Origin of the sequence: Pseudomonas sp. TMW22091, assembly GCF_022496705.1 — a bacterium.
GTDB classification, from domain to species: domain Bacteria; phylum Pseudomonadota; class Gammaproteobacteria; order Pseudomonadales; family Pseudomonadaceae; genus Aquipseudomonas; species Aquipseudomonas saxonica.
Genome location: NZ_SCFI01000003.1, coordinates 32,818 through 50,700, shown reverse-complemented (window position 1 = coordinate 50,700; position 17,883 = coordinate 32,818). Strand labels below are relative to the sequence as shown.

Sequence of the window (17,883 nt, the reverse complement as noted above, 5' to 3'; positions counted from 1 at the left end):
CATCTCAGATGCGATTGTCATCCCGTTATCAGCGATGCAGGAAATGGATAGCGATGCGCAGAAATCGGCTAGAGGCATGCAAACCCCCTCCCTATGCTGCTTAAACCTGCACGTGCAGCGACCACAATAAAAACAAGAGTGACGACGCCATGCGAGAGATAGACGTTCATCAGGTGATTGATAACGCACGTTTTAGCCGCTTCCACGGCTCAGTGGTGGCGCTGTGTGCGCTGCTACTGATTTTTGATGGCTACGACCTGCTCATTTTCGGCGTGGTGCTCCCGTCCATCATGCTGGAATGGGGGCTAACCCCCTTGCAAGCGGGTGCACTGGGCAGTTATGCGCTGTTCGGGATGATGTTCGGGGCATTAGTGTTCGGCACGCTGGCCGACAAAATCGGGCGCAAAAAAGGCATCGCGATTTGCTTCTTGCTGTTTTCCACCGCCACCTTGGTCAATGGTTTTGCCAGCAATCCGACGGAGTTCGGCCTATGTCGTTTCATCGCCGGTTTAGGTTGCGGCGGGCTGATGCCCAATGCCGTGGCGCTGATGAGCGAGTATGCGCCCAAGCGCTTGCGCAGCACGCTGGTGGCAATCATGTTCAGCGGTTACTCACTGGGCGGTGTGCTTGCGGCGGGGGTGGGTATCTATTTGCTGCCGCAGTTCGGCTGGCAGTCGATGTTTTTTGCAGCAGTGGTGCCGCTGTTGTTGCTGCCGGTGATTCTCTGGCTGTTACCAGAGTCCGTGGGCTTTCTATTGCGTCAGGGGCAAACCGGAAAAGCGCGACGCATCCTGCAAAAAATCGACCCGGCACTGGCAGGTGGCGAGCATGACACCTTGTTCATGGCAGATACCAAGGGGAGGGGGGCTGCTGTTCTGGAACTGTTTCGTGACGGTCGGGCCCTGCGTACGCTGTGTTTATGGGTGGCGTTTTTCTGTTGCCTGTTAATGGTCTACGCCTTGAGTTCATGGCTGCCGAAAATGATGGCGAGCGCAGGCTATAGCCTCGGTTCGAGCCTGTCATTTCTGTTGGTGCTTAATTTCGGCGGCATGGTCGGGGCCGTGTTCGGCGGCTGGCTGGGAGACCGTTTGAGTTTGAGCAAAGTGATGGTGGTGTTCTTCCTCGTCGCCGCCGTGACAGTCACCTTGCTGGGGTTCAAAAGTGCGCCCTTGTTGTTGTATCTGCTGATCTTTGTGGCCGGTGGCACCACAGTCGGTACGCAAATCCTCCTGTATGCGGTCACGGCACAGAGCTACGGCCAGTCGATTCGCTCCACCGGCCTTGGCTGGGCCTCCGGTATTGGCCGCAATGGCGCGATTCTCGGACCGCTGCTGGGGGGCGCGCTGATGGGCATGAACCTGCCGCTGCAACTCAACTTTATGGCGTTCGCCGTGCCGGGTGCAGTGGCTGCACTGGCCATGTTGTTGTTCACCTTCAGCCCGCAACGGCGCGTGGTCGAAGCGGTGGCTTATCCATGAGAACGGTGTTCAAGGACTGTTCGTTGTCCGCGTTGATTGCCGGAGTGATCGCCACGCTGATTTCTTATGCCGGGCCGCTGGTGATTGTATTTCATGCGGCGCAAAGCGCGCAGTTGTCACCCCAGATGTTGTCCTCCTGGGTGTGGGCCATCTCTATCGGCAGCGCTGTACTCGGCGCTGCCTTGAGCCTGCGCTATCGCGTGCCGGTCGTGATCGCCTGGTCCATTCCGGGGTCTGCTCTGCTGGTCGGGGCGCTGCCACAGATCGGTATTAATCAGGCGGTGGGGGCGTATCTGGTGGCGAATGTGATCTTGTTGCTGATGGGGGTGACTGGCGCATTTGATCGCATCATTAAACGCTTGCCAGGTTCAATTGCCGCCGGCATGCAGGCAGGTATTCTGTTTGCCTTCGGGGTTGAGGTGTTTCGTGCATTGCCCGTGCAACCGGGGTTGGTGCTGGGCATGTTCATCACCTATATCGTCATGCGCCGCTCCTGGCCGCGCTATGCCGTTGCGGGCGTGCTATTGGCGGGTGTCGCCATCACGTTATCAAGCGGGAGTTTGCGCGCCGAGGCGTTGGTGTTCGGGTGGGCGACCCCGCAGTGGATCAGCCCTGAGTTCAGTCTGTCAGCCACCTTGAGCCTTGCGTTACCGCTGGTGCTGGTCGCACTCACCGGGCAGTTTGTGCCGGGTATGGCGGTGCTTCGCACAGCGGGGTACACCACCCCGGCCAGTCCGATCATCAGCAGTACGGCAATCGGTGGTTTGCTGCTGGCCCCGTTCGGTTGTCACGGGCTTAATCTGGCGGCCGTTACCGCCAGCTTGTGTGCCGGCAAGGAGGCCCACGAAAACCCCCGGCGCCGTTACATCGCGGCATTGTCGGGCAGTGTGGCTTACCTGCTGTTCGGCATTGCAGGGGCGACAGTGGTGTCGGTGTTTGAGGCTTTGCCAGCGGCCTTGATCGCCGCATTGGCGGGCTTGGCCTTGTACGGAGCCATTAGCGATGCGCTGGTGCGCAGCCTGAGCGAACCGCAGGAGCGCGACGCCGGGTTGTTCACCTTTTTGGTGACGGCCTCGGGTGTGTCCTTTTTAGGGTTGTCCGCAGCATTCTGGGGGTTGCTGTTCGGCCTGTTGGTCCACGTGGTGACCATTGCGAGGCGCCCTGTAGCCGCCCCCGTCCCCGTAGCTGCTGACGAGTAGTGCTGCTACGGGTTCTGAGCCTTACACCACGCTGGTCAGGCCGCATAATCCTTCAGCTACGCGGGACGCTGAATGCGAGCGTAATTGAGCAAAATATTGACGCATCGGCTCTGCGACAAAGCCGTTGATCGCCGTGAATGACATTCTGTTTTCCCTCTACATCAGTAGCTTAACGGTGGCAGATACCGATTGGGTCACACAGATTGGCCAGATCGATCCCTTTTTGGCCGGTCTGCCACTGTGATCCGGCAAAGTGCTCAGCAAGAATCAAAACCACTGACACTCTAATAAGAAAATAATAGATGTGCCCTTGGCCATTTGCAGGCCGCTGCCGTGTACAGAACCTGGCGATCTCACGCCACTTTGGGGAACTCCTTCATGGTCTCGATAAAACATTTACTGGGCGCAGCCGTGTGCTCGCTGTCGCTGCTGGCCGCTGCCGTGCACGCTGAACAGCGTGAGCTGCGTGTTTATAACTGGGCGGATTACATCTTGCCGTCCGTGCCCAAAGACTTTGCCCGCGAGACGGGCATCCGTGTGATATGGGACACGTTCGATACCAATGAATCCCTTGAGGCCAAGTTACTGACCGGCAACTCGGGCTATGACCTGGTGGTGCCGTCCAATCAGTTTCTCGACACCCAGATCAAAGCCGGGGTGTTCCAGAAGCTCGACAAGTCCAAACTGCCCAACTGGCAGCATCAGGACCCGGCCCTGCTCAAGCTATTGGAAGCGAATGACCCCGGCAACCAATACGCTGTGCCGTATATGGTCGGCACCGTGTTGATCGGCTTCAACCCGGCCAAGGTCAAGGCAGCGCTGGGTGACGACGCGCCGGTGGACAGTTGGGACCTGGTGTTCAAACCCGAGAACATGGAAAAGCTCAAATCCTGTGGCGTAGCGATGCTCGACTCGCCGTCAGAAATTCTGCCGGTGGCGTTGCACTACCTGGGTTTGGACCCCAACAGTGAAAACCCGGCCGATTATGAAAAGGCCAAGGCGCTGATGCTGAAAATCCGCCCCTACGTCACCTACTTCAATTCCGCCAAGTACATGACCGACATCGCCAACGGCGATATTTGCGTGGCCATCGGTTACTCGGGCAGCTTTTATCAGTTTGCCAATCGTGCCAAGGAAGCCGGTAACGGCGTAGTGGTTGACTGGCGCTTGCCTAAAGAGGGGGCGCCCATCTGGTTTGACACCTTCGCGATTCCTAAAAGTTCGAAAAACGTCGAAGAGGCTCACCAGTTTCTGAACACCTTGCTGGAGCCCAAGGTGATTGCCGGGATCAGTGATTTCCTCGGCTACCCCAACGCCAACAAAGACTCGCTGGCGTTGATCAACAAGGACATTACCGACAACCCCAACCTGACACCGACGCCTGAGGCCTTGAAGTCGTTGTACATCGTCAAACCGCTGCCGCAGAAACTGGAGCGGGTGCGCACCCGCACCTGGACCAGTATCAAGTCGGATAAGTAAGTCGATCACAGGGACCGCAGGTCATACGCGCTAGCCCAAGGTCCCGACTATGTTAACGCTGACGTTTTCCGGTATTTCGTTCTGCGACAGCACGTGCAGCCCCGGGCTGAACACTCGGGCATAACGGGCCAACAGCGGGCGCAGTTGCGGCATGACGGTCAGCACCGGAGGGTGGCCGTCCTTGCGCAGTTTCTCTTTGACAATCGGCATGGCATTTTGCAGCTGGTTAAGCAGATTCGGCTCCACCGCAATGCTGTCCAGGCTCACCGGCCCGGCTTGCTGGGCAATGCTCAGCGCGCCGAGCAAGGTATTCTCAAGGGCGTTATCCAACACAAAGACACTGACTTCGTCGCGGCGCCCGGTAATGCTGGCCACGATATTGCGGCGCAATGCATAGCGAACATCCGCCGCCAGCAGCACCGGATCCTTGGTGTTTTCACTGCTTTCTACCAAGGCGCTGGCCACCGTGACGATGTCGCGCAGTGAGATGTTTTCGGTCAGCAACTGGCGGTACACCTTGTGTTGTTGGGTGTAGTTGAGCTGCGCTTTAAGGTTGTCGGCCAGCTTGGGCGCCACTTCGCCGAGGCGTTGCATCAGATGGTCGACATCGTCGTGTTTGAAAATATCGGCCAGGTGATCGCGAATCACTTTGTTCAAGTGTGTCGCCACCACGCCCGCGCAATCCACCACTTGATAACCGAGGTTGAGCGCCCGACTTTTATCGGCAGGCTTGATCCATACCACCGGCATTTTATAAGCCGGATCAATACCCAGGATGCCATCGATTTCGCCATACAACTGCGCTGAGGCAATCGCCATCAGGTGGTCTGCATGCACCTCGGCGCCCTCGATCTGCTCGCCGTTGATATGGATCGCGTAATAGGCCGCTTTGAGTCGCAAACTGTCGCGCATGTGGATTTCAGGCAACAGAAACCCCAGGTTTTCTGACAAAGACTGGCGCAACCCGCGCACCCGGTGTGTCAACGGTGCGCCCGCCGCTTCGTTGACCAGCCCGACCAATTTGTAGCCCAGAGACACTGACAGCCGTTCAACGTGAGGAATGTCTTCCCACGCCAACGTGTGGGCACGCTCGTGCTGCATGGATTCGCTGAGTGCGCTGACCGCGTCGAGTTCTTGCGCCTCTGTCGGTGATTGATAGCGCGAGACACACCACGCCAGCCCGGCCACCACTGCGGCAAAGCTGAGAAAGGCCAGATGCGGCATGCCCGGCACAATGCCCAGCACCAGCAGAATGCCGGCCACGGTGTACAGCAGACTGGGGGATGCCAGCAACTGTCGGCGCACCTGGGTGGTGATTTCGGCGGACTCATTGATACGCGTCACGATCAGGGCTGCGGCGGTTGACAGCAGCAACGCCGGGATTTGCGCCACCAGACCGTCGCCGATGGTCAACAACGCGTACTGTTTGAAAGCCAGCCCGGCAGGCAAGTCGTAAACGAACATGCCAATGGCAAAACCGCCAAACAGATTGATGGTGAGGATCAGGATGCCAGCGATCGCATCACCGCGTACAAACTTCGAAGCGCCGTCCATTGCACCGTAGAAGTCGGCTTCCTTGGCGATGGTCTGGCGGCGCTGTTTGGCTTGATCCTGGGTAATCAGACCGGCATTGAGGTCGGCATCGATCGCCATTTGCTTGCCGGGCAGGGCGTCCAGGGTGAAGCGCGCTGTCACCTCGGAAATACGTTCGCCGCCTTTGGTCACCACCATGAAGTTGATGATCATCAGGATCACAAACACGATCATGCCGACAATAAAGTTGCCGCCGATCACCACCTCACCGAAGGCCTCAATCACTTTGCCGGCTGCGCCCGTGCCCGTATGGCCTTCGAGCAGCACAATACGGGTAGACGCTACGTTAAGGGTCAGGCGCAACAGGGTTGTGACCAGAATCACGGTAGGGAACAGCGAAAAATCCAGCGGGCTTTTCGAGGACACGCTGACCATCAATACCAGCACCGCCATGGCAATGTTGAACGTGAACAACACGTCCAGCAGCAAGGGCGGCAAGGGCAAGATGATCATCGCCAGAATGGACAGGATCACCACCGGGATGCCGATACGTCCGCTGCGAAGTGTCGGCAGGAGGGTGTGCAGTACGTTCATGATTACGCCTTGTTCGCCATGCGTTCTGGAATAGGGAGGTTGTCGGGCAGTTGCGGCTTGGCGCGCAGGCCGCTTTTGTAGGCTTTTAGTTGCAGGATGTAGGTCAGCACGTGTGCCACGGCGGCATACAGCGGGCTCGGAATCTGTTGGTTGATCTGTGTACTGAAGTAAATCGCCCGGGCCAGCGGCGGTATCTCCAGCACCTCCAGCGCATTGGCGGCCGCCATCGTGCGGATGTACAAGGCCATCTCGTCGACGCCTTTTGCCACCACGTAAGGGGCCTGGGCTTTTTTGATGTCGTATTTGAGCACCACGGCGTAGTGCTGTGGGTTGACGATCACGGCGTCAGCGGTCTTCATCACGTGGCTGACCTGGCGCTGGGAAATCTGGCGCTGAATCTGTTTGATCCGCGCTTTGACCTCGGGTCGGCCTTCCTGATTTTTATGTTCTTCCTTGCGCTCCTGCTTGGTCATGCGCAGCTTTTTAAGAAAGAAATACTTTTGGATCGGGATGTCGATGGCGGCGAACACCACGAAGATGCCCATCAGCGCCAGCAAGGTATCAAACAGAATTCTGAAAGAGGTGCCGATGGCGGTCAGCAAACTGGTGCGTTGCAGCGCAATCAGGTGCGGCACGGCATCACTGATTAGTGTCCAGGCCACGGCAATCAACAAGGCGATCTTGAGCATCGACTTGATCAGTTCAATCCAGTTCTGCTTGGAGACTATCCGGCCCAGCCCGGTAACAGGATTGAGCTTGCTGAATTTTGGCGCGAAGTTTTTGGCCACAAATACCCACCCGCCCGGTACCAGCGAAAACACCACCACCAAAACGCTGGTGAGCAGCAAGGGGACGAGCATCTGGATAAACAAACCGAGGTTGTGAGCCAGTATCAAGGTGAGGTCGTGCTGGGTGATCTCGCTCCAGTTGAGGTTCAAATAGGAAATGCGAAAACTGTCCTGAAACCCCTGATAAAAGCGCTCAAAGGTGAGCCTGAGGATAAACAGCGTCACCAGCAGCGACACCGTGGTGGAAAGGTCCTTGGAGCGCGTGACCTGGCCGTCCTCGCGGCTTTTGCGCAGCTTTTGCTGCGAGGCTTCTTCGGTCTTTTCCTGGGTGCTGTCATTGGCCACCTTGACCGTCCTCCATCATCAGGCCGATGTTGTCCAGCAACTCGCGGGTCAGGTGCAAGTAGTGTTCCGGCAGGTTAGGGATGGTCATGTAGATGCACAGCAGGCCGACCACAATGGTGATCGGGAACCCCAGTGAAAACAGGTTCATGGACGGGGAAATACGGTTCAGCAGGCCAAAGCAGAACTGCACCAGCACCATGCAGAACACCATCGGCAGGGTCAGTAGCACGGCGGCGCTGAACACCCAGGCAATGGCTTTGATAAACAGGGTGTAGCTGTGATAGTTCAGGCCGCTGCCCACCGGCCAGTGACTGAAACTTTTGAACAGCACACTCAGCACCAGCAGGTGCCCGTCAATGGCCAAAAACAGAAAGGCCAGCAACACGAAATACAGTTGGTAAACGATGGAGGACGAGGACACCCCGTTTATCGGGTCGTTGTAGCGGGCCATGCTCATGCCCATTTGCGACGACACCACCTCGCCGACCACGCTGAACACTGTGAACACCAGTTGCAGGGTCAGCCCGAGCATCAGGCCGAAGGCGATCTGCTCCAGGGCGGTCATCACCCCACGGGCAGACAAGGGGTCAATCTGAGGCACTGTCGGCAACGCGGCGCCCACGGCCGCCGTAATGACCAGTGCCAGCAACACACGGATTTTTCGCGACATGGCCTTGTGATTGAACAGCGGCGCCATGCTGAACACGGCCATCAACCGACAAAAAGGCCACCAGTAACCCTGCAAGGCCTGCAAATACTGACTGGCCTGAAACAGCGGCTCAGTTGCGTGCATGGTCAACCCACCAACGTTCCGGCTTGCTTGAAGGTTTCGATAAACAGGTCGCTGAGGGTGCGCAAGATCCAGTTGCCGCCCCAAATCAGCATCCCGAGGGTGATCAGCAGGCGCGGCAAGAAGCTGAGCATTTGCTCATTGATCTGGGTCGCGGCTTGAAACACGCTAACCACCAAGCCCCCTAGCAGGCTCGGTACCACCAGCACGCAGACAATCAGTGCGGTGATCTGTATCGCATTGCTGACAAGGCCTGCGGCGATTTCCGGGGTCAGCATCAGCCACCTCCAAAGGGTTGAATACTGGAGGTCAGGGTGCCCACCAATAGCGCCCAGCCGTCGACCAACACAAACACCATCAGCTTGAAGGGCAGTGAAATCATCATGGGCGAGAGCATCATCATGCCCATTGCCATCAGTACACTGGCCACCACCAGATCAATCACCAGAAACGGCAAGAAAATCATGAAGCCCAGTTGAAAAGCGGCTTTGACCTCGCTGAGCACGAAGGCCGGGAGCAGCAAAGAGAAATCCAGGGTTTCCAGGTTTTGTGGCAAAGGCTCGTTGGCCAGCGCCACCATGGTTTCAAGCGATGCCTTGTTGGTTTGCGCCAGCATGAAACCGCTGATGCTCTTCTTGGCGACTTCGAGGCCTTGTTCCATGGATATCTGGTCGCTTTGAAAAGGTTCATAGGCCTCGCTGTAGATCTCCATCCACACGGGGCGCATCACCAGCATGGTCAGGCACAGGGCAATGCCGATCAAAATCTGGTTGGGCGGGCTTTGCTGCAAGCCAAGCGCCTGGCGCAAAATGGCCAGCACGATGATGAAGCGGGTAAAGCTGGTCATCATCATGAGCATGGCAGGCAGAAAACCCAGCAGGGTCATCATGATCAAGATCTGCAGCTTGATGCTCAGCACCTGGCCCGTTTCGCTGTCATTGAGGCTGAACAGCGAAATGTCGCCGCTGGCGGCCACGGCGGGCATCGGCATCAGCACCGTGAGCAGCAACAGGCAGCACCGGGCGACCTGCTTGAACCGGCTCATCCGCTCAGATCACTGAGGGTTGAGCCACACAGCTCAACAATCCTCAGGCCATAGTTGCCATTGACCACCACCACCTCGGCCTTGGCAAAGAGAGCGCCGTTGACCTTCACGTCCAGCGGCGCTCCCGCCAGTTTGTCGAGGGCAATTACGCTACTGATGTCCACGTCCATCAACTCGCGCAACGTGATGTCGGTAGAGGCCACCTCAAGGGTCACGTTGACCGGGATCTTGCCGAAGAACTTCAAGTCCTGCTGGGGCAATGGTTCACGGGCAGGAGGGGCGGGCAGGGCAGGCCCTTGCTCGAGGTCAAGCTGAGTATCATCGAGCAAGCTGTCCAGTTCGGTATCGCTAAGGGAGGTGTTCATGGGCTTTTGACACTGTCCAGTGAGGTTAAATACAAGGCCCCGTCATCTTCGGCGAGGGTTGCGTAGAACAACTTTTGCTGCTTGATGTGCACCTCGCAGCGCTCCAGCAAACGCACCATCACAATGTCATCGACGTTCAACGCCAGAACGCTGACCAATGGCATTTGCATGCGGGCCAGTACGCAGTCCAGGCGCACTGGCAATTGGCTAATACGCTGCTCGTCAGGTTGCGCCGTGAGTGCCGGGGCAGGTTCGCTGAGATGGCGGGTCAGTTCGTCAACGGCGTGGGTGTCGAGAAACAGATGGACCGAGGCGTCGACCCCCGCTTCCAGGTTGCCAAACACAAACTCGACGCAATAGCCCCAGTGAATCTCTTCATAGGTACTGACCGCGTCGTCAATGTGCTGCAAGGGTGTCCCCCCGTTGAGCATCCGCGCGCATATCCGGCAAAGGTCGATGCCCATTCTGGCGAGCAGGCGGGTTTCCGACGCACTGACCGGAGGGTCATTCTGGCTGGTCGGACTAATGCCGCCGTAATAACTTTCAAGTAACTCGGCCAACAGAGGGCGATCAATACTAAAACCTAACGTGCCGATTTCAGTGTGATAGCGACAATCGGGCGCGCGGGTAAAGTGTTCGTGAATACGCACGTGCTGCAAATCACTGTTGATTCGGTACTGGCTCAGAAAATAATCAGGAATAACCCGGGCATACTTGTTAGTCATCCCTTTTATATAGTCAGGCACTTTGTGGTAGTGCCGCCCGAGTTTCTCAGGCTTTAAAAACGTGAGCACTTCAACGGGCACCGAGTGCTGAACTTTTGTGTGAGGCGTCATGGTGATTGCAACATTCTCTGAGTACCGCCGGGAGGGTCACTGAATGTGGCAAAAAATAACGCTTATGGGCGGGGCAGGCTAATCAAAAACTATCAAAAGGCCTATTTGAAAAGGGCTTGATAAGCCCGGCGAAGATTTGATGATTCATGATTTTTCAGCGCTTGGGGGCTCGGGGTAATGTTTGCCAGCGTCGTCGCTGTCAAACACTCATCTACCTGTTCAGTACGGCGCAGCGCAATAAAAGTGTCATGAATCTGCCTTCGGGCATGTCTGTCAGCCGCCTGAAGCACGGCGATTTATAGAGCAGGGACTTACGGTGAGATCAGTCAATAGTGCGTTGAGTTATTCCGGTGTTGGGCACTCTAAAACAGCGACACAGTCGTCGGCTGTCATTGTTGTCGGGCACCCGGAGTGCCGTGGCTATTCAAAACTGGTCGACAGTTTGACACAACTACAGTGCACGGTTGAGTGCCATGAAAGTTGTGCGCAACTTGCGCCGTCCTCGCTCACATGCGCCACGTTGGTGTTTATTTTGGTCAGCGGTTATAACCCGCAGTTATTGCAGGCCGATGTGGTTCATTTGATTCGTCGCGCAGCGCATATCAGTGTGATTCCCGTTGTCGAATATGCCGAGCAGGACAGGGCGGCGGCCCTGATGGACAGCGGTTGTGTCGATTACCTGCTAGCCCCGTTCTGCGCGTCTCAGATAAAGGCTGTGCTGGAGCGTCAAGCCGCTTCGGCCAGTGTGCAGGACAGTTTTGTCTCTTGTTCAACGGCCAGTCGACGCCTGTTGGCAATGGCCCAGCGGCTGGCGGGCACCCGGGCGCCGATCCTTATCACGGGCGAAACGGGCACCGGAAAAGAGATGTTGGCACGCTATATCCATCGGTTTTCCTCCGCTGACAGTGCTCCCTTTGTGGCCGTCAATTGCGCTGCCATCCCTGAGCAAATGCTCGAATCGTTGTTGTTTGGCCACGAGCGCGGAGCCTTTACCGGAGCTGTCAGCGTGCAGCCGGGCAAGTTCGAAATGGCCAATGGCGGCACGCTGTTGCTGGATGAAATCGGTGAATTGCCCTTGGGTTTGCAAGCCAAATTGCTGCGCGTGCTCCAGGAACAGCGGGTCGAACGGCTCGGCGGACAAAAGGAAATCGCTCTGGATGTGCGCATTATTGCCGCCACCAACCGTGACCTTGGCGCTGAGGTGGCCGCGGGCCGGTTTCGTGCCGACTTGATGTTCCGCCTGGATGTGCTGCCCTTGCATATCACCCCGTTGCGTGAGCGCCAAGAGGACATTCTGGCCTTGGCCAGACGCTTTATTGACCAGTACGCGGCGCAGGAACATCGCGATGACCTGCTCACAGACGAGGCTTGTCAGGTGCTCTTGCAGCACGACTGGCCGGGTAATGTGCGTGAGCTTGAAAACACGCTGCAACGCGCGTTGGTGTTGCGCAAAGGACTCTTTATTCAACCCCGCGACCTGGGGCTTTGCAGCCCCGAGCAAAACACCGTTGCCGCTTTGCCCGACAGCCCCTTGTCCCACGGCAAGGCCGCCTTGCGTGCAACGGGTAAATGGGCCGAATACCAGCATGTGCTGGATGCCATCCGCAAATGCGACGGCCACAAAAGCAAGGCCGCGCAAAGCCTTGGCATGACCCCGCGAGCCCTGCGATACCGCCTGAGCGCCATGCGCGATCAAGGCGTACGGGTGCCGGTTTGAGCCTTCCCTTTACATTCAACTTCCCTTGGCCATAGCGATGGAGACTTTCCTCATGACCTCAATCCAGAGCGTCCAGCAACAGATGTTGGGCCAGATGGAACAGGCCACAAGCCTGCTGCACACCCCCGTCATCCAACCCTCAGCCGTGTTTGATCAGGGCGCTGAAACAGGCATTGGCGTGGCCTTCGATCAGGCACTGAAAGCTGTTGACGCACAGCAGCATGTGGCGAGTAACGCGATGGCCGCTGTGGACAGCGGGCTGAGCGACAACCTCGCAGGCGCGATGATAGAAAGCCAGAAAGCGAGCGTAGCGTTCAGTGCGTTGTTGCAAGTGCGCAATAAATTGACCACGGCATTTGATGACGTGATGAGAATGCCGGTGTAACGACAATGAGTGCTGACGTGCTGCAAACAATCAACGAAAAATTCAAGGCGCTGCTCGCCGGGTTCAAACTTGATCCGCGAGTTGCGTTGGGTTTGATGGCCGGTGTCGCGGCGTTGCTGGCGATCAGCGCGGTGTTGTACCTGTGGCGCGACCAGGGCTCATTGCGCCCGCTCTATGGTGCGGGCGAGGCGTATCCTGCGGCACAGGTGATGCAGGTGCTGGATGCCGATCAAATCGCTTACCAGCTGCACCCGCAAAGCGGCCAGATTATGGTTCGGGACACTGACCTTGCCCGTGCGCGCATGTTGCTCAGTGCCAAAGGTGTGCAGGTGGCAGTACCGGTCGGTTACGGTCTGTTCGATAAGGACGAGCCGCTGGGCACCAGCCAGTTTGTGCAGGATGTGCGGCTCAAGCGCAGCCTGGAAGGTGAGTTGGCCCGCACCATCATGAGCCTGAAGGGGATTGATAGCGCGCGCGTTCACCTGGCGCTGCAAGAGAGCAATTCATTCGTCATCAGTAATCGTGACCCTGCCAAGGCCTCAGTAATGGTGCAAATGAACGCGGGCAGCAAACTCGACCCTGAACAGGTCGGTGCGATTGCCCGTCTAGTGGCCAACAGCGTCCCCAAGCTTGAGGTCGCAGACGTGAGCGTGGTGGACCAGTACGGCACGCTTTTATCCCGTGGCCTCACGGAGGGCGATACCGGGCCGCAGCAGAGCCGCCAGCAGGTCGAGGACTATCAGCAGCGGGTCACGGGCAATGCCGAACAGGTGCTGGCGCCTATCTTGGGTAATGGCAATTACCGGATAAGCGTGGCTGCCGACATCGACTTCAGCCAGAAAGAAGAAACCGTTCAGGCGTTCGGTACTACCCCACACGTGCGCAACGAAGAGCTGCGCGATGAAAGCGTGCTCGACCAGTTGGCGCTGGGCGTGCCCGGGTCGCTCAGCAACCGCCCGGTCCCGCCTTCCGGCGGGGCGGCGCCTGCGGTCGGCACACCGCCGGCAACTGCGGACAAGGGCGCCACCTCACTGCGCAAAGAGTCGAATCGCAAACTGGATTACGACCAGAGCGTCACCCACGTCAAACACGCTCCCTTCAACGTGCGCAGCCAAAGCATTGCCGTCGTGCTCAATGGCAGCACTGAGGCGGATGGCGGCTGGCCGCCTGCCGCCCGTACAGAGCTGGAGGCGATGTTAAAAAGTGCGGTGGGGTTCAACGCCGCTCGCGGCGATGTCCTGACCTTGAGCGTGTTCCCTTTTGCAGCGTCAGACCTGTCTGTTGCTCCTCCCGTCTGGTGGCAGCAGGAGACGTTCCTTGAGCTGGTCAAACTGGGCGTGATCGCGCTTGTCAGTTTATTGCTGCTGTTCCTGGTGGTGCGTCCGGCACTGTCCCGCTTGATGGGGCGCTCGCAGGCGCAAAGCCTGCAGGGGCATGACCCGCTGAAGGTGGGCAGCGAGAGTGCTGAACGGGCACTGCCTGCAAGCCTGGCTGCCGAGAACAGACCCAGCATGCTGGGCGAACTGAACCCGCTGTCTGAAATTCAACTGCCTGCGGCGGGATCGGGGCTTGAGTTACAGGTCGAACACTTGCAGATGCTGGCTGAAAATGACCCCGAACGCGTGTCGGAAGTTATCAAACAATGGATAGGTCGCAATGAAAGCAGTCTCCCCTCGTCCAACTGACGTCATGCAGGAGCTGCGCGCACGTACGGCGCAGAACCGCAGCATGAGTTCACTCGAACAAGCGGCCATTCTCATGCTGAGCATGGGTGACGGCGTGTGTGCGGGAGTGCTCAAGCATTTCTCCCGCGAAGAAATTGTGATTATCAGCCAGGCGATGGCCCGCCTCAGTAATGTCAAACAACCGATGGTGTCGGAAGTCATCTGCCGGTTTTTTGATGACTACAAAGAGCAAAGCAGCATCAAGGGCGCCTCGCGCAGCTACCTGTCGGGCATGCTCGGCAAAGCTTTGGGCAGTGACATCACCCGCAGCCTGCTGGACAGCATCTATGGCGAAGAAATACGGGCAAAAATGGTCAAGCTGGAATGGGTTGATCCCAAACAGTTCGCTACCCTGATCGCCAATGAACATGCGCAAATGCAGGCCGTTTTTCTGGCCTTTCTGCCGCCGGGCATGGCCAGCGAAGTGCTTGAACACATGCCGGACTGGCGCCGCGACGAACTCTTGTATCGCATCGCCAACCTCAGCGAAATCAACAGCGATGTGATCAAGGAACTGGAGCAACTGATCGAACGAAGCCTGTCGGTGCTGTCCACCCAAGGCTCCCAAGTTCGCGGGGTCAAGCAGGCGGCCGATATCCTTAACCGTTACAAGGGCGACCGCGAGCAGATGTTTGAACTGCTGCGTGCTCAGGACACAACGCTGGTGGAGCGCATTGAAGATGAGATGTATGACTTCTTCATCCTCTCCCGGCAAACCCAGGACGTGCTGCAAACCTTGCTCGAAGCCATCCCGTTGAGCGAATGGGTGGTTGCGCTCAAGGGTGCAGAACCGGCATTGGTCAAGGCGATACAAGGCGCGATGCCGCGCCGCCAGATGCAGCAGATGGAAGCCCAGACCCGCAGGCAGGGGCCGGTGCCCCGCAGTCGCGTTGAACAAGTGCGCAAAGAAATCATGGCAATTGTCCGTGAAATGGCGACTGAAGGCGGTTTGCCTGTGCAGTTATTCCGTGAGCAAACGGTTGAGTGAGGGGTAGCGCGTGTCGATCAAAGTGGTAAAAGGCGCCAGTGTTGAGTGGCGGCCATATCGATTTTCGCCTTTGCCTGACCTTGAAGCGCAAGCGCTGATCAATGATCCGATTGCGTTTCAGCGGGCCATCGCCGAGGGTTTTCAGGAGGGCAATGAAAAAGGCTATCTGGAAGGTCTGGCACAAGGTCGTGAGTCAGGCCATCAGCAGGGCTTCACTGCGGGCCATGAGGAAGGGCTCAAGCAAGGGCTGGTTCAAGGGCAACGCGATGGCCGTCTGGCATTCGATCAAGCCAGTGAGCCGCTGCAAGCGACGAATAATCTGTTGCGCACTTTTATGGCCGAGTTCGAGCGCAAACGCCGTGAAGAACTGCTGGCACTGGTGAAGAAGGTCAGTGAACAGGTGATCCGCTGCGAATTGACCTTGAGCCCCATGCAACTGCTGACCCTGGCCGAAGAGGCGTTGTCAGGCATGGCGCTGGAGTCTGAAGACGTGCACATCCAGTTGCACCCGCAAGAATTTGCCCGCATCAAGGATTTGGCGCCCGATCGCGCCGCCGCCTGGCGTCTGGTGGCCGATGACACCCTGGCCTTGGGCGAGTGCCGCATCGTCACCCCTCAAGCGGAGGTCGATGTGGGCTGCCAGCAGCGGCTGGATGCCTGTGTGTCGACCCTCAGCGAGCACCTGCACCTGATTGAGGAATAACCTGTGCTCAAACGGTTCAAGCTGGATGAGGCGTTACGCTCATTGGACGCCGTGCAACTGGCCAAGGTCAGCGGCAGGCTGGTTCGCATGTCGGGCATGTTGCTCGAAAGCATTGGCTGCCAGCGGGTGACGGGTCAACGCTGCTACATCGAGCAGGCCGATGGCAGCCTGCTGGATGCGCAGGTGGTGGGTTTCAATCGCGACATCACTTACCTGATGCCTTTCAAAAAGCCCTTGGGCTTGAGTTCCAGTTCGCGCGTGTTCCCGGCCCGTGATGATGCCGCTTTGCAGATTGATGAGTCCTGGCTGGGCCGGGTCCTAAACGGGCTGGGGGAGCCGATGGATGAGGGGGGCAAACTGAGCGGGCGAGATACCCTCACCACCGAGCTGCCCAAGGTCAGTCCGCTCAAGCGCCAGCCGGTTACCGAGCCCTTGGACGTGGGTGTGCGCGCAATCAACGCCTTGCTGACACTGGGCAAAGGTCAGCGTGTGGGCTTGTTTGCCGGTAGCGGTGTGGGCAAGAGCGTATTGCTGGGCATGATCACCCGGCAGACCAAGGCTGATGTAGTGGTGGTCGGGTTGATCGGTGAGCGGGGTCGTGAAGTTCAGGAATTTATTCAGCATTCGCTTGGCCCAGAGGGGTTGCGCAAAGCCGTGGTGGTAGTGGCTCCGGCCAACGAGTCACCGTTAATGCGCCTCAAAGCCGCCGAGTTGTGCCACAGCATTGCGGCTTACTTTCGTGATCAGGGGCATGACGTGTTGTTACTGGTGGACTCCCTGACGCGCTATGCCATGGCCCAGCGTGAAATTGCCCTGGCGCTTGGCGAGCCGCCTGCGACCAAAGGCTATCCGCCTTCAGTGTTCGGGATGCTGCCCGAACTGGTCGAAAGTGCAGGCAACGGCGAGTGCGCGACAGGCAGCTTGAGTGCGCTCTATACCGTGCTGGCCGAAGGCGATGATCATCAAGATCCGATTGTCGACTGTGCCCGTGCCATCCTCGACGGTCATATTGTGTTGTCGCGCAAGCTGGCCGATGTCGGTCATTACCCGGCCATTGATGTGGCGGCTTCCGTAAGCCGCTGCATGAGCCAGATCACTGACCGAAAACACCTCAACGCCGCCCGCCAGTTCAAGGAATACGCCAATCTGTATGACGGTATCAGGGAGTTGCTTCCGTTGGGTGGCTATACACCGGGCATGGACCCCGGCACGGATCGTGCGGTGAAACTGGCGCCCAACATCGAACGTTTTTTACGTCAGGACGTAGGCGCCAGCGCAGAGCTGAAAGCCTGCATCGAAACGCTGCAAAGCATTGTCAGGTAAGGCATGGGTAGGGGAGTGCGTCAGGCATGAAGGACCGCATCAGAGTGCTTAACCGGCTGGCTGGGTTGCGAGCCCTGCAAGTGCGTCAGGTGATGGGCCGGGTGACGTATCAGCAAAATCTCTGCCAGCGTTATCGCAATAATATTGCCGCGCTGACCCGGCTGTGCGACGTCAACAGTGTTACCAGCACGCCCTTGCAGCGCCATAACGTGCAGCAATACAAGGCGACTTTGCATGCCATGAATAACTTGCAGGTGCGTGAGTTGAAGCTGGCCGAGCAAAACCTTGATCGCATCCAGCAAGAGCTCTTTGCCGTGATGCGCCAGGAGAAGGTACTGGCGCAGGTTATCGATGAAAAAATGCGTGTGTGGCAGGCATCGTTGGCTCTTCAAGAGCAGAAGATACAGGACGGTCTGGCCAGTCAGGCGTGGTGGAGGAACTCGGTAGATGCGGTGTTGCCGATCAAAGGTGAAGAGGGGCATTCACGCAGTCGCGGATAAACACTGAAGGCCTTAACTCATCTGTGCGGTGCACGGCCGGGAATCGGATCGTGAGTGAAACCATGATATTTTCCGGGCCTAGATATTCAAA

The 17,883-nt window shown here is 57.7% G+C and carries 17 protein-coding genes; 10 read left to right on the top strand and 7 right to left on the bottom strand.

Annotated elements, in window-relative coordinates; translation table 11 throughout:
- The first annotated feature begins 149 nt into the window (after window positions 1-149).
- From EQV93_RS06770 to EQV93_RS06760, 3 genes are all read left to right on the top strand, one after another.
- Entirely contained in the window at window positions 150-1,478 is a 1,329-nt protein-coding gene (locus EQV93_RS06770; RefSeq protein WP_146386152.1) for an MFS transporter, read from the top strand.
- Entirely contained in the window at window positions 1,475-2,677 is a 1,203-nt protein-coding gene (locus EQV93_RS06765) for a benzoate/H(+) symporter BenE family transporter (RefSeq protein WP_240891191.1), read from the top strand. Before EQV93_RS06770 ends, EQV93_RS06765 begins: the two co-directional genes overlap by 4 nt.
- 378 nt (window positions 2,678-3,055) lie before the next feature.
- Entirely contained in the window at window positions 3,056-4,156 is a 1,101-nt protein-coding gene (locus tag EQV93_RS06760; RefSeq protein ID WP_122782734.1) for a polyamine ABC transporter substrate-binding protein, read from the top strand.
- Window positions 4,157-4,186: 30 nt separating this feature from the next.
- Here EQV93_RS06760 and EQV93_RS06755 read toward each other — a convergent pair whose 3' ends face one another.
- Genes EQV93_RS06755 through EQV93_RS06725 form a run of 7 tightly spaced genes read right to left on the bottom strand, consistent with a single transcriptional unit; the run spans window position 4,187 to window position 10,452 of the window.
- Window positions 4,187-6,283, bottom strand: coding sequence for a flagellar biosynthesis protein FlhA (locus EQV93_RS06755; protein ID WP_122782735.1), 2,097 nt, complete (start codon window positions 6,281-6,283; stop codon window positions 4,187-4,189).
- A gap of 2 nt (window positions 6,284-6,285) precedes the next feature.
- A complete protein-coding gene (gene flhB, locus EQV93_RS06750; RefSeq protein ID WP_122782736.1) occupies window positions 6,286-7,416 on the bottom strand; it encodes a flagellar type III secretion system protein FlhB in 1,131 nt (376 codons plus the stop codon).
- Complete coding sequence (fliR, locus tag EQV93_RS06745; RefSeq protein ID WP_122782737.1) at window positions 7,406-8,209, bottom strand: flagellar biosynthetic protein FliR; 804 nt, start codon at window positions 8,207-8,209, stop codon at window positions 7,406-7,408. The genes flhB and fliR overlap by 11 nt, the downstream gene beginning before the upstream one ends.
- Window positions 8,210-8,211: 2 nt before the next feature.
- Window positions 8,212-8,484, bottom strand: a complete 273-nt coding sequence (locus EQV93_RS06740; protein WP_122782738.1) for a flagellar biosynthetic protein FliQ — start codon at window positions 8,482-8,484, stop codon at window positions 8,212-8,214.
- Window positions 8,484-9,197 (bottom strand): flagellar type III secretion system pore protein FliP, encoded by a 714-nt coding sequence (gene fliP, locus EQV93_RS06735; protein ID WP_411172356.1) that lies wholly within the window; start codon window positions 9,195-9,197, stop codon window positions 8,484-8,486. Before fliP ends, EQV93_RS06740 begins: the two co-directional genes overlap by 1 nt.
- 50 nt (window positions 9,198-9,247) lie before the next feature.
- Complete coding sequence (fliN, locus tag EQV93_RS06730; protein WP_146386146.1) at window positions 9,248-9,616, bottom strand: flagellar motor switch protein FliN; 369 nt, start codon at window positions 9,614-9,616, stop codon at window positions 9,248-9,250.
- Window positions 9,613-10,452, bottom strand: a complete 840-nt coding sequence (locus tag EQV93_RS06725; RefSeq protein ID WP_122782741.1) for a FliM/FliN family flagellar motor switch protein — start codon at window positions 10,450-10,452, stop codon at window positions 9,613-9,615. The genes fliN and EQV93_RS06725 overlap by 4 nt, the downstream gene beginning before the upstream one ends.
- A gap of 337 nt (window positions 10,453-10,789) precedes the next feature.
- Here EQV93_RS06725 and EQV93_RS06720 point away from each other — a divergent pair, with 337 nt between their 5' ends.
- From EQV93_RS06720 to EQV93_RS06690, 7 genes are read left to right on the top strand one after another with little or no spacing between them, the layout of a single operon-like run.
- Window positions 10,790-12,169 (top strand): sigma-54 dependent transcriptional regulator, encoded by a 1,380-nt coding sequence (locus EQV93_RS06720; RefSeq protein WP_272492563.1) that lies wholly within the window; start codon window positions 10,790-10,792, stop codon window positions 12,167-12,169.
- 52 nt (window positions 12,170-12,221) lie between these two features.
- Window positions 12,222-12,554 (top strand): flagellar hook-basal body complex protein FliE, encoded by a 333-nt coding sequence (locus EQV93_RS06715; RefSeq protein ID WP_122782742.1) that lies wholly within the window; start codon window positions 12,222-12,224, stop codon window positions 12,552-12,554.
- Window positions 12,555-12,559: 5 nt separating this feature from the next.
- On the top strand, window positions 12,560-14,239 hold the full coding sequence (gene fliF, locus EQV93_RS06710; protein ID WP_240891190.1) for a flagellar basal-body MS-ring/collar protein FliF: 1,680 nt from the start codon (window positions 12,560-12,562) through the stop codon (window positions 14,237-14,239).
- The gene (locus tag EQV93_RS06705) at window positions 14,211-15,266 is read left to right on the top strand and encodes a FliG C-terminal domain-containing protein (RefSeq protein ID WP_122782744.1); all 1,056 of its coding nucleotides are present in this window, start codon (window positions 14,211-14,213) and stop codon (window positions 15,264-15,266) included. The genes fliF and EQV93_RS06705 overlap by 29 nt, the downstream gene beginning before the upstream one ends.
- Before the next feature lie 10 nt (window positions 15,267-15,276).
- Window positions 15,277-15,969: a flagellar assembly protein FliH gene (fliH, locus tag EQV93_RS06700; RefSeq protein ID WP_122782745.1), complete on the top strand. Its 693-nt coding sequence runs from the start codon at window positions 15,277-15,279 to the stop codon at window positions 15,967-15,969.
- Between the two features lie 3 nt (window positions 15,970-15,972).
- Window positions 15,973-17,292, top strand: coding sequence for a flagellar protein export ATPase FliI (fliI, locus tag EQV93_RS06695; protein ID WP_336247121.1), 1,320 nt, complete (start codon window positions 15,973-15,975; stop codon window positions 17,290-17,292).
- Window positions 17,293-17,318: 26 nt separating this feature from the next.
- Window positions 17,319-17,792 carry a flagellar FliJ family protein gene (locus EQV93_RS06690; RefSeq protein WP_122782747.1) on the top strand — a complete coding sequence of 158 codons (474 nt, stop codon included), beginning with the start codon at window positions 17,319-17,321 and terminating at the stop codon, window positions 17,790-17,792.
- The last annotated feature ends 91 nt before the right edge of the window (window positions 17,793-17,883 follow it).